Genomic DNA, 15188 nt, shown 5'->3' with positions numbered 1-15188 from the left:
ATACTTATTTATAACTCAATCAAATACTCATGAATATTGTAATCAATTTATTGCTCTTTTTGCTGCCCATTCTCAGTAGCTTTTGGATTTCCCAAACTTTCAACCCTTTATCTTCTTATCAGCCTCTCCAGGCTATAGACGGAGCGGCTTTATATAAAAAAGAATTAACCAATGGTAACGAAGCCTATTTACAAGTTATCAATCTCCGCAAAATGCACATAGATCAAATTATCGGAGAAGTAGATAGTATGGGTATAAATGAGGGTAAATATTATCAAGGAGAAAGTAAATATTACAGTCCTTTTTTCAACAGAAAATTATTTTCTGAAGTTGCAGAAGAATATAAGAAATTTTACTCAAATAACGTTTTCTCAATAATTAATTGTTCTTTCTTTGAGCAATACGAGTCTAGTACTCAATTATCCTTTCCAATTAAATTAAATGGTGTAGTCATCAGTGGTGGCAATAGCCCTTATGGCCCAATCAAACAACCAAAAGATAAATACTATAGTAATATTCGCCTCAAAGCTTTAGTCTGGGATAATAAGCAGGCATACATTACTGATTACAACCAGGTTAGCGGCGCACCTCTCAACCAAAAAGCAGTGAAAAATGCGATCGTCACTTACCGATACAGCGATCATCCAGCAAAAGTCTTAGCCCAAAACCAAGCAAATAAGTATCAAGTCATCGGTACTTTAAACAAAGATAGTGTTAAAGGTGACGAGTTATTGTTGATTATGACGGTGAACAAAGCAACTCTGGATGAGGCAGCCGATTTATTACGTAAATTAGGAGTTAAAGGCGACATCATTACTGTTGACGGCGGCAGATCAACTTATTTGTTCAATTCCCAGAACGGAAATATTATTGTTCCTCAACTTTCTAATCCGCAAGAAAATCCTGCGTTCCGAAACCTTCCTCATTATTTGGGATTCCGTAAGACAACTAAAAATCAGGTTGTGCCAAAAATCTCGATTGGTCAGCTAATTCCTAAAGTACTTCCCAAGAAGGATCAGCCCTATTTAATATTGTGGCAAGATAATTTTGATAGCGATGTCTCGATTAAGCTGTACGATGGAGACAAACTTATCCAAAATATTTCTTCCCGTACCGCTAGCGATGGTGTTTATGAGTGGATACCACGTATTTCTGTAAAAGAAGGCTATTTTATTCGTATTTCTAGCTGGAAAGACCGGAATATCTTCGGGGACTTGCAATTGTATTGAAGGAGGCAAGAGGCATAAGGCAGAAGGCAGGAGTAACCTACACGCAACTGTGTGGGATTGAAGCAAGGATGCTTTGTATGTATCGGCATTTTCTGCTAGATACAATTCTTCTTTTTAAACTATGGCTCTAGATCCAGAACTGAATTTTTGATTCATAATTTTTTCCTCCTGCCTCCTGCCTCCTGACCTCTGCCTTCTTTTATTTAGCGGTGCGGAATGGGAAATTGTAATGGATAACGAGCTAAACGCAAACCTCTTAACAAGTTTGGCGGTATGGCAGCGATCGGAATTGTTATCGTCTCTCACAGTAAACAACTAGCTCTAGGTGTGCGGGAACTCGCCGCGCAAATGGTTCAGGGCCAAGTTTCCATCGCTGTTGCAGCAGGTATTGAAGATCCTGAAAATCCATTGGGTACAGATCCGATTCAGGTTTATGAAGCGATCGCTTCTGTTTTCTCTGATGATGGTGTTTTGGTATTGATGGATCTGGGTAGTGCTTTGCTGAGTGCAGAAATGGCCATTGAGTTTTTGCCAGAAGTACAGCAACAAAAAGTGTATTTGTGTGAAGCACCTCTAGTAGAAGGTGCAGTAGCTGCTGTTGTTGCGGCGGGGGCTGGTAAAAACATTCACCAAGTCATGGCGGAAGCACGCGGCGCACTCCTAGCAAAAGCAACTCAATTGGGTGTAAGTCCGTTGTCAGTTGTCAGTGACAACATCGAAGTAAGAAATTCAGAGTTTCCCGTCAAAGAAATCCGGTTAATTGTCAGCAATCGCTTAGGATTACACGCCCGTCCCGCAGCCCAGTTTGTGGGAACCGTCGCCCGGTTTAAATCTCAAATTCTGGTGCAGAATTTAACTAGAAATACTGGGCTAGTTCGGGGTGACAGTATTAACCAAGTCACCACTTTAGGGGTGCGTCAAGGACACGAACTAGTGATTACTGCCACTGGTTCGGATGCAGATGAAGCGCTGGCGGCATTACAGGCATTATTCGCGAATAATTTTGGTGAAGATAATGTTGCCTTGAATTCTCCACCAGTATTTCAGCATGAAGTTACCCCAGCAACTCGCGGCGAACTTTCGGGAATTGCCGCTTCTCGGGGAGTAGCGATCGCACCTGTTGTTAATTATCAACCCACTCACATTACGATTACGGAATATCATGTAGACGATCCTGAATCAGAGTGGCAAAGAGTACAAGCAGCAATTCAAACTGCTCGACAAGAAATCCAAGCAGTTTTTTCACAAGCATCTCTGCAAATTGGTGACGCTGAAGCCGCCATCTTCGATGCCCAATTACTATTTTTAGAAGATCCAGTATTGTTGGAAGCGGCTCATCAGCGTATTTTAGACCACCATATAAATGCTGAAGCAGCTTGGCAAGCCGTAGTCGATAAGGTGGTAACTTCCTACCGAACACTTGAGGATACTTATCTGCAAGAGCGAGTTGAGGATGTTATTGACGTAGGGCAAAGGGTACTACGATTACTAGCTGGGAATGCTCCTGCAAACTTGCATCTTTCGGAACCGGCAATTTTAGTAGCGACTGATTTAACTCCCTCAGATACCGCTAGATTAGATCCGAAAATGGTGTTGGGTATTTGTACAACTTCTGGTAGCGCCACCTCTCACAGCGCCATCATCGCCCGGACATTGGGCATTCCCGCAGTTTTGGGAGTAGATCCCCAAGTGTTGCATTTGGCAGATGGTACACTCATGGCGCTTGATGGTGAAAGTGGCAAAGCTTGGGTAGAACCAGAATCACATATCCTGGATTTACTGGAGGCAAAGCGAGAGGCTTGGCAAACTGCCCAACAGGAAGCACGAGCTACGGCACACCAGCCAGCAATTACTCTTGATGGTCGGCAAGTTAGCGTTTTCGCCAATATTGGTAGTATAAATGATGTGCAAGTTGCTGTGGCTAGCGGTGCAGAAGGAGTAGGATTACTCCGCACAGAGTTTCTTTATTTAGATAGAATCAGCGCTCCCACAGAAGAAGAACAACTTGAAGTGTATCAGGCGATCGCCCAAGTTTTAGATAATCGTCCGCTAATTATTCGTACTTTAGATGTCGGTGGTGATAAGCCACTTCCTTATCTGAGAGTCGGGTTTCCAGAAGCCAACCCTTTCTTAGGCTGGCGGGGAATTCGTTTCTGTTTAGATCATCTGGATTTATTCAAAACTCAGTTACGGGCAATCTTGAGAGCCAGTGTAGGACACCAAATTAAAATTATGTTGCCGATGATTGCCACTGTGACAGAGGTACGTGCAGCTAAGGTAATTTTAAGTGAAGTGCAGGCTGAATTAAATCAAGCTGGTATCCCCTTTGATGCCGCGATGAAAGTGGGGATTATGGTAGAGGTTCCGTCAGCAGTTGCGATCGCAGATCAGTTAGCAGCTGAAGTAGACTTCTTTAGTATAGGGACTAACGATCTGAGTCAGTATGTCATGGCTAGCGATCGCACTAATCCCCGCGTGGCAAATTTGGTTGATGCGCTACATCCAGCCGTGCTGCGAATGGTGCAGCAGACTATCCAGGCTGCTCATGCTGCTGGGATTTCGGTAGGATTATGTGGAGAATTGGCAGCAGATACTATAGCAACACCCATTTTATTAGGTTTAGGGTTGGATGAGTTGAGCGTCAATCCTCAAAGTATACCTGGAGTGAAACAGGCGATCGCTCGATTAAGTATAGTTGAGAGTGAAGCGATCGTGGCATCAGCATTACAACAAGATTCCGCAGTTCATGTCAGAGAAATAATCTCAACTTCAGTTATTCCCCCTGCATAATATTAATTCGTAATTGATATCCATAATTGAATTAGTTGTATATTTAGACCCCAACTAATTCAAGATCACCAATAATTACGAATTAATTAAAATCTGATTCCCAGTTGCCCGTTAAAACCACGAATAGAATTGTAACCAGCACCAACAAAAACGTTATCAGTAGCACCTACCTGAACACCACCGGAAACTGCAACACCTTTATCTTCTGAATAAAGTCCAACTCCTACATAAGGTGAGATGACAGGCAAACTGATAAATTTCAAAACATCTACTCCCGTAGCGCCATCAGGACCAGTTCCTAGCTCAACCCCAAAATTTAAAGCTCTAGCGCCTACAGCATAAGTTATGTCACCATCTTTTCCACCGACTGAAACCCAAGGTTGCGGTACAAGTTGAGCCGATGCTTGACTTGGGGCAAATAAAGCTAATAAACCGATAGATGTAATTAATGTTTTCGCAATAATCGCTATTTTCACGTTTTTTCCTACGTATCTTAATTGTTTTGTCAAAATTACCCCTACTATCAATACTACTCGGTTAAGCATTTTGAACTCAGAATTTGGTTTGGGGAAAAGGTTAAAGGGTAAGGGTTAAAGGTTTTTTCTTTCCCTTTTCCCCTTCCCCTTTTCCCCTTAACCGACAAGTATTGCCCCTACTATTAACTAGGGTTTGTCTATGATGACTAATCGTGACGGATTAAACCTCTTACGAGTGCCCGATAAATTCAAGGATTATTTTGGTAATGTAGCGTTTGCAGCCGTAATTTTTAATTATCAAGCATATTTGCTGATTACTTTCTCAAAATACTTAAATGCTTTTACAACAGTTCATTTGGCTTACTCAAAAGTAGACACATCTCGCAATAAACTAGGAATTTCCCCTTGAGAGAAAGGAAATTCCAGTAAAGTTTCTCTAAGACCCAAATACCCAGATTCAGCAAAAGACAAAAGCATTCGTGAAAGTGCTAGCCAAACCTCCGGTTCGTATTCCCAATCACGATAACGCGAAGCATGAGCGGCAATTGAACGTAACGCCCAGAAATAAGAATTCCTTACCACCGAACCACCTTTCTTAAACTCTGGTAAATCTTCGTGGTGGATAAAAAGTATTTGATTGTCAATTCTAGCTCTCATCGCAATTTTAGATTTTAGATTAAAAGTAAATCTTAGAGGATGTTTGAAAAGTTCTCTTGTCGGTATCAAAAATTTTAGATCCCCCTAAATCCCCCTTAAAAAGGGGGACTTTGATTCCGATTCCCCCCTTTTTAAGGGGGGTTAGGGGGGATCTAAAAGTGCCTAAAGTCACAGCGAAACACTTTTCAAACAACCTCTTAAATAGGGTGCATTACGGCTTTAGCCTAACGCACAATGTTGCATAGTGGTGCTACCAAATTCTCTGTGTTCTCTGCGCCTCTGTGGTTCAATAAATAACTTTTAAACCGCAGAGTCACAGAGAACGCAGAGAGAAAAGCAGACAACTAAAAATTGGCGCTTAAACCCACACGAAAAGTAAATCCAGGGCTATAAATGCGATTAACTCGCTCATATTGCTCACCGAGGAGATTTTCTAAGTAAACTGTCAATCCTACATTGCTAGTTACAGGTACACGACCGCTCAAATCTAAATTTACGAAAGAAGGCGAAAAATCTGTAATCGTGTCACCAGGGTTTGTAAAAAAGGCTCTGCGAGTGCCACTGTTGTAGGTAACATACAAATTAGCCTGCCAACCTGAATTTTGATAACCCACACCAGTTTGCAGTACAGAGTAGGGAATCAAACCTAACTGTAAACCTCTCTCTGAGCCTGTTTTTATTTGAGCATCTGTATAAGTGTAGTTGAGGAAAGTTGACCAGCCAGCCGCAATTCTTAATTGCAATGCAACCTCTAAACCATTGGTATCTACTAGTCCAATGTTTTCCCATCTGCCGGCGATGACTCCCAAGCGATCGCCTATACTACTACCAAAGTAAGTAAATTGTCCAATCAGATTTTGAGAAAAATTGACATCTACTCCCGCACTCCAAGTAGAGCCAGTTTCCGGTCTTAAATCAGGGTTTGGTTCCCAACCATGAACTGTATCATAAACATACAACTGATCTAACCCAGGATTGCGTTGTGCCCCTGCCCAACTTCCACGCACTGCTACTATTGGTGTGACGGCATAACGTAACCCAACACTAGGGTTAAGATAATTTCCAAACTGGCTGTCAAAGCTTTGCCTTAGCCCTAAATCTATCAGAAAATCATCACTAATATTCCAAGTATTCACAGCAAATAAAGCTGTATTAAACAAACTTCTATCTTCAGTTTCATTAGTGGCAATCCTACTAGGATTCGTACTCAAAACATCACCAGTTAAATCGGTGTTTTTCAAATCTAATCCCCAGCGCAATTTATTATTGGAAGTAACTTTCCACTCATGATCTACCCTGGCTGTCAGTTGTTGCGTATCTAAAGCTCCTGTACGGTAAAATGCTCCTGTAGGGCCATAAGTGCTAAAATAATCTTGGTTATAACCAATTGAAGTTGTCAGATTAGAACTTTCCCCATTACCTAGTCGAGTTTTCCAAGATAAGCCAACGTTTAAACCATCGTGGTCTAATCTATCTCTTTGCAGAGGGAAACCAAAATAAATTAAGCCGCGACGACTGCTAAGTGCAGTAACATCTAAATTCAATGAATTTTTTTTATCTAAATCTAGTCCAATGCTACCGAAGTAGGTACTTGTAGCTGTATCTGCATTTGATAAAAATCCCTGTTCATCACGATTTGCTGCACCTACAGGCACGCGATAACGGTTATCTGTAAAGAATCTTTCAAAGCTAAAGTTATATTTGACATTATTGGATGAACCACCATAAGTCACTTGTTGATTATTTAAACTCAATGAGCCAAATTCTGCACTAGCGCTCAATTGAGGTTTACCATAACCTTCCTTGGTAATGATATTCACAACTCCCCCAAAGGCTGAGGAACCATACAAAGCGGAGGCTGTTCCGCTATATAATTCCACTCGTTCAATCGCCTCTACAGGAATGCTATTTAAGTCAGTTCCACCATGATAAGTGTTGACATTATTGTTAATTTGTCTGCCATTAATTAGAAATACAGACTGATTAATTGAGGCTCCGCGATAGTATGTACCTGTGTGAATATCTGCACCATGACCTACATCATTGATTGCAAAACCAGGCATTCTTTTTAAAATATCAGCTAAACTTGTAGCACCCTGTTTTTGAATTTCTTCTTTATCAATTACGTAAGTTGGTGTAGATTGAGGTAAATTGTCTGGTTCTGCGATCGCTTCTATAGAAATGTCTGCATCATCTGTATAATCTGGCTGAGTTTCTGGATTAACTTCACTCGGTGCAGATTGTTGAGTTAATAATTCGGCATTAGTAGCGGGTAGCTCAACTTCACTCAAACTCTGAATATCGGAAATGACTTCGGTTGATTTATCAGTATTTCTCTGCTCAATTTCACTCTCAGCAGCAAAGCTAGGAAATGCTATCAGTAAACCCGGTAAAGCAACTGTTAGCAACAAAAAATCTTTTTTCACGTTCTCTTTCACACCAAGTAAAAATAGTCACCACGTAGTATTTTTGCTGTAAAAGTAAAATCGTGTCAAAAGACACGCTGTCATATTTCCACAGATCTCGATTCCCCACTTTTCTAAAAAGTTGGGAATATTGTTGTTCAAAGATGAGTCAGTATTGCTATATAATTTGCTATTACGTACTAATTATAAATTACGTTAGCATTAAGAAAACTGGACGCTTCATAAACAAAATAAAAGGCAATAATTTATGATTCAAGCCTTACGCAAACTAGTTACATTTGACGAATTCGTTGCTAAATATCCCGACAATACAGGAAAACGTTATGAATTGCATGATGGAGTAATTGTAGAGATGCCGCAACCTACAGGCGATCATGAACAGATTATCGTATTTTTAGTTCAGAAACTTATTCTAGAATATAGTCGCATCAACTTAGCTTATGGCATTCCGAAAACAGTACTTGTAAAACCGCTTGAAAGTGAGTCGGCTTACTCACCAGATGTACTGATATTAAATCTTCCTAATTTGGTAAATGAACCTCTGTGGAAAAAAGAATCTACTGTAAGCCAAGCGGAATCAATACCCTTAGTAATTGAGGTGGTAAGTAGCAATTGGCGTGATGATTATTTAAAAAAAGCTGCTGACTATGAGGCTGTAGGCATACCAGAATACTGGATTGTAGACTATGCTGCTTTAGGCGGTAGGCGATTTATTGGCAACCCCAAACAAGCAACTGTCTCGCTTTACATCTTAATTGAGGGAGAATATCAAGTCAGCCAGTTTCGAGGTAGCGATCGCATCATCTCACCTCTTTTCCCAGAGTTAAACTTAACCGCAGAACAGATTTTTCAAGCTGGTGGATACCCTGTATAGTCTTTACAGTCTTACAAAAGAGCGATTTCCGTTGCAGACGAAATTTGTTGTCGCAGATTCTTCAGTAAATCTAAAGTTTTTTCGTAAGCAACTTTTTTTCCTTGCTGTCCATAGTACTCAGATGCTTTTTGTAAATCAGATATAGCTCCTAAATGATATCCTAAGCGATAGTGAGCTACTCCCCGATTAACGTAAGCCTGGGCATTACTGGGGTTAAGTCTGATGACTTGAGAAAAATCACGCACTGCACCAGAGTCATCTCCATTTCGGCCGCAAGTACAACCCCGGTTAAAGTACGCTCTATAATCGTTAGCGTTGAGACGAATTGCTAGATTAAAGTCGAGCATCGCTGCTTGGGTATCTTGTAAGACAAAATGCGCCAAACCTCGGTCATTGTAGATATCTGCAAGCAGTAAGCTAGTAGTTCGGGGAATTTGAGTTAAAGCTAAATTAAAGTCAATAATTGCCTCCGAGTCTTTCCCATCCCCTGCAAAGGCTAACCCTCGGTTGTAATAAGCTCGAAAATCGTAGGGTTTAAGTGCGATGTCTACGACGGGCTACGCCTACGCTCGATTATAATCAACGATGGCACCGGAATAATCCCCTTGTCTGTAAAGTGCCAAACCCCGGTTCAGATAAGCCTCAGAGTCATTAGGTGTAAAATTTATAGCTTGGGTACAATCTGCGATCGCTTGATGGTAATCTTGTAATTGAAGATAAGCAAGACAGCGATCACTGTAAGCTACAGCAAAATCTTCCTCAACTTCAATTGCCTGATTAAAACTCTCTATTGCTTCCTGATAATTACCGCGCCGCATCTTATGTACACCTAATTCCAAAAAATTACTCGCTGTAATTTGGGTAATGGAAACGGGTGCTGAATGTGCAGATAAAGTCAAAAAAGTGAGAGAACAAGAAATAATTACACCGATAAATAATCGCCAGAAATTACTCATAGCACCAAATTAGGATAGGTAATAGTGTTTGATGTTCTTGGAACAGTCTTTTTATCAAGACTATTAATCCAAAATTGGTATAAGCATCCTATTTGACAATTTTGGAAAACCTAAAATTAGCGGGGCTTTTGTCCCGCTAATTGTTAATTTTTGAAGTTATACCAATTCTATGTGAGACTGCACTTTATTCACGTAGGAGCAATTCATAAATTGCTCCTGTAATCTGTAGTTTTACATCAGTCTTCTAAGCGCAATCTTCATACAAAAATGGTATTAGATATTAATCTACTTCCAGTCTTTATCTGCTTGGGAAAGCACGTAAGCAGCTACATTTTCAATTTGGTCAGCTTTCAAACGTTTGCCGAAGGCAGGCATAGCATTTTTGCCATTTGTAACTTGGGCAATAATTGCCTCTGCTGAGTACAAACCATACTTTTCCAAAGCTTCTTTCTTCAGGTTTTTTGCTGCTTGAACCAGATTCTTACCTCCCGCATGACAAGAAGCACAATTAGCACTAAATACTTTAGCTCCACTAACGGCATCTCCTGCCAAAGCTGGACTACTGAAGGCAAAGGTGAAGATTGCTATGCCTAACAGTATGACTGTAATCATTTTTTTCATTTCGTGTTCCCTCTACAATAACGGCTTATTCGGTGCAATATCCTCCATAATTGTCAGTTGAGCCGCTCTGATAGTCAAACGACATACTGTCAAACTTAAATTTTAAAACTTTGGAATTTTGAATGTTTTAAATTTTAACACAGAGTTATATCTAGCTAAAAATTAATTCTCATTTTTTTCATAAAAGATGAATCAGTTTATCTTGAGCAGTATTTGTGCAAAATTTTCAATTATAAATTCTTAGGTATTTCAATTAAAACAACATCCCAAAACTGACGCAAAAATTCTCTCTATTTCTTATCTATCTGTGTTATCTGCGTCTCTGTTGTAGCCTGCGGCAAGCCGCTACGCGAACGTCGCTACCGCTTCGCTAATGCGTCTACGTTTATTTGAATAATTTATTTCTTGAAAATACCTTAAAACTTCTAGCTTGAGTATTGCCAGATATCTGTAGTTATTTATAAAGAAATAACTTTAAAATTTTACACAGGTAGTTAAGTTAGAAATTCCGTGCCTTCACCAATAACCGAGCTAAAACTCAATTTCCCACCGTGGGTTTCTTCAACAATCTGCCGAGCAATGTCTGACGACAAGCCGCTTTGCATCTACTTCGGCTTCAACGCCTTTGCAGCACTCAATAAGTTGAGTAATTCCTCTAACCGTTGAGTAACCGAATTTGTGAGTGCGCCTAACTTATCACTGAGCCGATACAATTCTCAGCTACGGTTGCTTAATGAAACCTAATGCTCCTCCTCTACGCAATACCATAAAAAGAATGGACAAGCCAGGAGAGCATCTCTTAACTAACTATGTGTTTTCTGTTTGATTTCTAGCCAGTTGTGATGAAGCGGTGACGCTTACTCTGCTTGTTTACTGCATCCACCATTTAAGGTAGTTTACAGAGCCTGAGCGTCAACAACTGGCCATTGGGTGGGATTTTTGAGACGGGAATCGATCCCTTGTAGAAGTTTCTCAATGTCCCAGTAACCCTGCTGATATATCAATTAAAACTGGAACAGAAAAATTTTGGATGCCAAATTGCCAAAAGCACTCAATCAATTTTGATTAGGGTAAACATAGGCGTTTTTATACCATGAAAAACGCCCCAGGTTTCCTCTGGAGCGGCTTTGAGTCCTTATTTTGACTCAGAATTACATCAAAAACTGATGCAGAGCTTTATATATAGGAAGTTTAGTACGCCCTCTTGTTCAATTGGGGTTCTGGCAAATCCGGTTAATTTGCATTTTTATAATTTTTCCTGAATGAATGTCCTGTTTTACCTTTTTACCTGCTGTAGATGTGATTAGAAACGCAAGGATTATTGGGGAGAATTCTTTGAGCATCGAAAACGACGGTCGCGGCAGTGGCAGGAATTGTTATAGCTTTTGTATTAGTTTATAGATAGCGTAGGCGCAGACCGCCTTCGACATCGCTATCGGCTCGTGAAGTTTCCTTATTTAAAGTGGTGTTATGTTGAATGGGGCAAGAGTGATTAAAGATGGTTAATGTCTTTTACCTGCTCCCAGATATAGTTCACCCACTTTAGGATCGTTCAACAGTTCTTGACCAAGGCCCGATATAGCATCGCGTCCAGACTCCAGTACATAGCCGCGATCAGCCATCTCTAAGGCTTTACGGGCATTTTGTTCTACTAATACGATCGCAGTTCCCGCCTGATTAATTTGTTTAATCTGCTCAAATACTTGTGTCACTAAGATCGGGGATAAAGCAGCAGATGGTTCATCCAAAATCAGCAAACTAGGTTCCAACATCAAAGCTTTACCCATCGCTAGCATCTGGCGTTCTCCTCCAGAGAGAGTACCAGCCCGTTGACGACGGCGATCGCTCAGTTTGGGGAACATGGTAAATATTTTATCTTTAATTGGTTTCAGAGGAACATTAAGTACAAAAGCACCCATCTCCAAGTTCTCTTCAACACTGAGAGAGGGGAAAACATTGGCGATTTGCGGTACATAGCACATTCCTCGTTGAACAATTTCATTGGACTTTAGCCCCACGATATTTTCACCTTTGAAGGTAATTGTGCCTGTGTGGGGGATCAAAAGCCCAAAAATTGCTTTTGCCAAAGTAGATTTGCCCGCACCGTTGGGGCCAATCACTGTCACCAACTCTCCTGGGGCAACCAGGAAATTCACACCTTGCAGGATATCTACATCTTTGATGTATCCAGCATGGACATTTTGAACATCTAGTAAATAGTCATTTGTCATTTGTCATTTGTCATTTGTAGTTTGTCATTGGTCAAAAAGAGTAAAAGGGGCAGGGAGAGTGGAGCAGTGGGAGAAACCCATAAATTAAATTTATGGGCTTGAGGCAAAGATGTATTATTTCTTCTGGCACTTTCCGCTCAAAATAAATATTTTTACTTTTGAGAATAAATAAATTTATTTGCTCTGAAACCCTTGTATCAGTATATTTCCCCTGCTCCCTGCTCCCTACTCCCCTGCCTCTTCAGTCAACAGTCAAGTCAAAAAATAACTATTGACTGTTGACTATGGACTATTACGGAGTTTTTTGCAACTCCGGTCGTTCTTCTGCCAGAATCGCCCCTTCTACTGGGCAAACTTGGAGACATATACCACAGTCGATGCAAGTGGCAAAGTCAATCCAGTACCAATCTGTTCCCTTGGCATTTTTGCCTGGGCCATCATGAATACAAGCTACTGGACAGGCATCTACGCAGTCAGCTACGCCTTCACAGACTTCTGTAACAATTGTGTGCGGCATATTCTCGATTCCCTCTTTTCTGTATCGGCTATTTCTAGCCTAGCAGGGGAGTGGGAAGAGGGGCAGGGGAGGCAGGAGGAGAATTCGTAACTCCTAACTTTTCACGGGCTAAACGCCCCGCTATCGCTAACGGAACTGTTTTGCCCCATACCTAATTCTCAACTCACTTAACGCAATGACTCAATTTTGGGCGAACCATCAGCTTTAATCCAAGCAATTTGGGCTATGCTGCGATCGCGTGCATATTGGCGAATAGCGTCTGCATCCCTTCCCCCTAAATCAATTTCTACCCGCACTAAATGGGTGGAATCTCTAAGTTTTTGCGCGTAGGCAAAGGCAGGGGCGTTAGCACTCGCCGTCTCTGGTACTACTAACCAGTTACTCGCTGGGGTTACTTGCGGTAATTGTTGAGTAGATAACAAAATTTGGTATAAATCTTCGATATTTAATCCAAAACCAATTCCGGGTGTATTTTCTCCTTGGGGATGATATAGACCCAAAAGCTGGTCGTAGCGACCACCACGCCCTAAAACTCTGGCTTGGGATTCGGTGTCGTTGACAACTTCAAAGACAATACCAGTGTAGTAATCTATGGTCTGGATCAGGCTGAGATCGAGGATTAAGGGAAATTTTTTCTCTGATTCTAGTAATTCTACTAGGGATTTGAGGTTATTCACTGCCTCTCGCTGTTCTTCATCTAGATCCAAACTACTAACTTTTTGTAACACGTCTGCACTGGGGCCGCGCAAATCCAGCATGATTCTAGCGCGATCGCGTAGTTTGTCACTCAAGGGTAAAGTATCTATGGTAATGCGGTCGAGATGAGCGATCGCACTGCGAACTTTATCCTGTAAATTAGCCGGAAATGCACTCAGGAGCGATCGCGTAATTCCCGCTTCACCTAAAATTAAGTGCCATTGTCGCAAACCCAATGCTGCTAAACAATCCGCGACTAACAGCAGTACTTCCGCATTCGCCAGCAATCCGCCAGCACCTAACAACTCCACCCCAGCTTGATAAAACTCTTGCTGGCGATTATGCCTACTTTCCCACGTGCGGCGAAACACATTGGCGTTGTAGTACAACCGTTGCGGATAAGTTGCATTTGCCATGCGAGTGACAACAGTACGAGCAATGGATGCTGTTAATTCTGGACGTAGCCCTAATTCATCATCTTCGCCATTTTGTAGTTGAATCACCATCTGGCGCTGAATTGCTTCCCCTGCCATCAAGGTATCCATACGCTCTAAAGTTGAGGTGATAATCCTGTGATATCCCCAACGATGAAACACCTGCTGTAACCGATCTTCAATCCAGCGTTTTTTCTCCACATCCAAGGGCAATAAATCCCTGGCACCCGATGCTGGTTGATACACCATTATTTTTTCTTCCCACCAAACAAACCACCGAACAAACCACCACTACCAGATTTATCTGGTTGCTTATCTCCATTATTGGCGGATGAAGTCACCTTATGATCGCTAGGGTGTTGTGCTAATGCCTTATCTATTTTAGGTTTCCATTGCAGAGCCATTTCGTCACTGGGATCTAACTTTAAAGCATTTTCAAAGTGGATTTTTGCCATTTTTAGCTGATTTTGCCTCAAATACACCATTGCAATCAAGCTATGACAGCGACTATTTTTAGGTTCTAGCTTCAGGGCATCTTGCAACTCTACTTTGGCTTGGGCAAATTGGTTTTTGTCAATCAAAGATTGAGCGCGACGAACATACTGTTCTACAACCGTGTCTTCTTTTGGTGGCGCTGGTGCTGGTTCTGGGAGTGTATTTTTTGGTGTACTTGGTTGAGGTGTAACTGATTGAACTTTAGGTTGAGCAGGTGGCGGCGGCGCGGCGGATGTTTTGCTTGCACTCCGCATTAAATAGACTAAATTCAACTCACTAATTTGGGCAAGGACTTGCTGCACTTGGTCTAAAGAATCATATTGGCTTTGAGCTAGTTTAGCGATCGCACTTTTATAGACATGCTCGAAATTAGGTGACTGGACTAGCTCTTTAGCCAAATCGGTGGTGAGAGTTAACGAAGCAGACTCTTGTAACAAGCGCTTGCCGATTTGCGACAAAATTAAAATATATTCCGTGCGAGTGCGATCGCCAGCAAGTTTTTCGTAAGCTGGGTTAACCAACTTTGATAACAATTCGTTTCCTAGCTGTTTTTGTTCATCGCTTTCAGTAAACCTACTATCCGGGTGTAAGCGGCGGGCAATTTGGAGATAGCGTTTTCGAATCTCTTTGACATCCGCATCAACTGGAACGCACAATATTGCGTGATGATCTATGAAATCATATTTAAATAATCCACGATCTATTTTGAAAGACATATAGGGGATTTGCACCAAAGGAGCAGTTAGATTTTTTTTAGTTTACCCAAAGTCGAAGGGAAAGCTTCCA

Annotated in this window: 12 protein-coding genes and 1 pseudogene; 3 read left to right on the top strand and 10 right to left on the bottom strand. The window is 41.3% G+C overall.

Annotated features, from left to right (window positions below; all coding sequences use genetic code 11):
• Positions 1–29: 29 nt before the first annotated feature.
• Both G1O98_RS05240 and ptsP read left to right on the top strand, forming a co-directional pair.
• The gene (locus tag G1O98_RS05240; protein WP_163927595.1) at positions 30–1229 is read left to right on the top strand and encodes a phosphodiester glycosidase family protein; all 1200 of its coding nucleotides are present in this window, start codon (positions 30–32) and stop codon (positions 1227–1229) included.
• Between the two features lie 273 nt (positions 1230–1502).
• Positions 1503–4019: a phosphoenolpyruvate--protein phosphotransferase gene (gene ptsP, locus G1O98_RS05235; protein ID WP_163927594.1), complete on the top strand. Its 2517-nt coding sequence runs from the start codon at positions 1503–1505 to the stop codon at positions 4017–4019.
• An 86-nt stretch (positions 4020–4105) separates the two neighbouring features.
• On the opposite strand, the gene G1O98_RS05230 is transcribed toward ptsP, so the two are convergent.
• The 3 genes from G1O98_RS05230 to G1O98_RS05220 form a co-directional block, all read right to left on the bottom strand.
• On the bottom strand, positions 4106–4495 hold the full coding sequence (locus tag G1O98_RS05230) for a hypothetical protein (protein ID WP_163927593.1): 390 nt from the start codon (positions 4493–4495) through the stop codon (positions 4106–4108).
• Between the two features lie 360 nt (positions 4496–4855).
• The gene (locus G1O98_RS05225; protein WP_114083200.1) at positions 4856–5152 is read right to left on the bottom strand and encodes a hypothetical protein; all 297 of its coding nucleotides are present in this window, start codon (positions 5150–5152) and stop codon (positions 4856–4858) included.
• A 344-nt stretch (positions 5153–5496) separates the two neighbouring features.
• On the bottom strand, positions 5497–7578 hold the full coding sequence (locus tag G1O98_RS05220) for a TonB-dependent receptor (protein WP_163927592.1): 2082 nt from the start codon (positions 7576–7578) through the stop codon (positions 5497–5499).
• A 247-nt stretch (positions 7579–7825) separates the two neighbouring features.
• Here G1O98_RS05220 and G1O98_RS05215 point away from each other — a divergent pair, with 247 nt between their 5' ends.
• Positions 7826–8452, top strand: coding sequence for a Uma2 family endonuclease (locus tag G1O98_RS05215; protein WP_163927591.1), 627 nt, complete (start codon positions 7826–7828; stop codon positions 8450–8452).
• A gap of 11 nt (positions 8453–8463) precedes the next feature.
• On the opposite strand, the pseudogene G1O98_RS05210 reads toward G1O98_RS05215, so the two are convergent.
• The 7 genes and pseudogenes from G1O98_RS05210 to G1O98_RS05180 form a co-directional block, all read right to left on the bottom strand.
• A pseudogene (locus G1O98_RS05210) lies at positions 8464–9408 on the bottom strand (tetratricopeptide repeat protein).
• 285 nt (positions 9409–9693) lie between these two features.
• Positions 9694–10029 carry a cytochrome c6 PetJ gene (gene petJ, locus G1O98_RS05205; protein WP_114080721.1) on the bottom strand — a complete coding sequence of 112 codons (336 nt, stop codon included), beginning with the start codon at positions 10027–10029 and terminating at the stop codon, positions 9694–9696.
• Between the two features lie 494 nt (positions 10030–10523).
• Positions 10524–10634, bottom strand: coding sequence for an ATP-binding protein (locus G1O98_RS05200; protein WP_175586542.1), 111 nt, complete (start codon positions 10632–10634; stop codon positions 10524–10526).
• A gap of 897 nt (positions 10635–11531) precedes the next feature.
• Complete coding sequence (locus G1O98_RS05195) at positions 11532–12260, bottom strand: ABC transporter ATP-binding protein (RefSeq protein WP_012407914.1); 729 nt, start codon at positions 12258–12260, stop codon at positions 11532–11534.
• A gap of 292 nt (positions 12261–12552) precedes the next feature.
• Positions 12553–12777 carry a ferredoxin family protein gene (locus G1O98_RS05190; protein ID WP_012407913.1) on the bottom strand — a complete coding sequence of 75 codons (225 nt, stop codon included), beginning with the start codon at positions 12775–12777 and terminating at the stop codon, positions 12553–12555.
• Positions 12778–12944: 167 nt separating this feature from the next.
• Positions 12945–14156: an ATP phosphoribosyltransferase regulatory subunit gene (locus tag G1O98_RS05185; protein WP_163927590.1), complete on the bottom strand. Its 1212-nt coding sequence runs from the start codon at positions 14154–14156 to the stop codon at positions 12945–12947.
• Entirely contained in the window at positions 14156–15118 is a 963-nt protein-coding gene (locus tag G1O98_RS05180) for a J domain-containing protein (protein WP_163927589.1), read from the bottom strand. Before G1O98_RS05180 ends, G1O98_RS05185 begins: the two co-directional genes overlap by 1 nt.
• Between the last annotated feature and the right edge of the window lie 70 nt (positions 15119–15188).

It is taken from the genome of Nostoc sp. UIC 10630, from assembly GCF_010747425.1.
In the GTDB taxonomy this organism is placed as follows: Bacteria; Cyanobacteriota; Cyanobacteriia; order Cyanobacteriales; family Nostocaceae; genus Nostoc.
The sequence above is the reverse complement of the archived record's forward strand: the minus strand, read 5'-3'. Positions and strand labels throughout refer to the sequence as shown.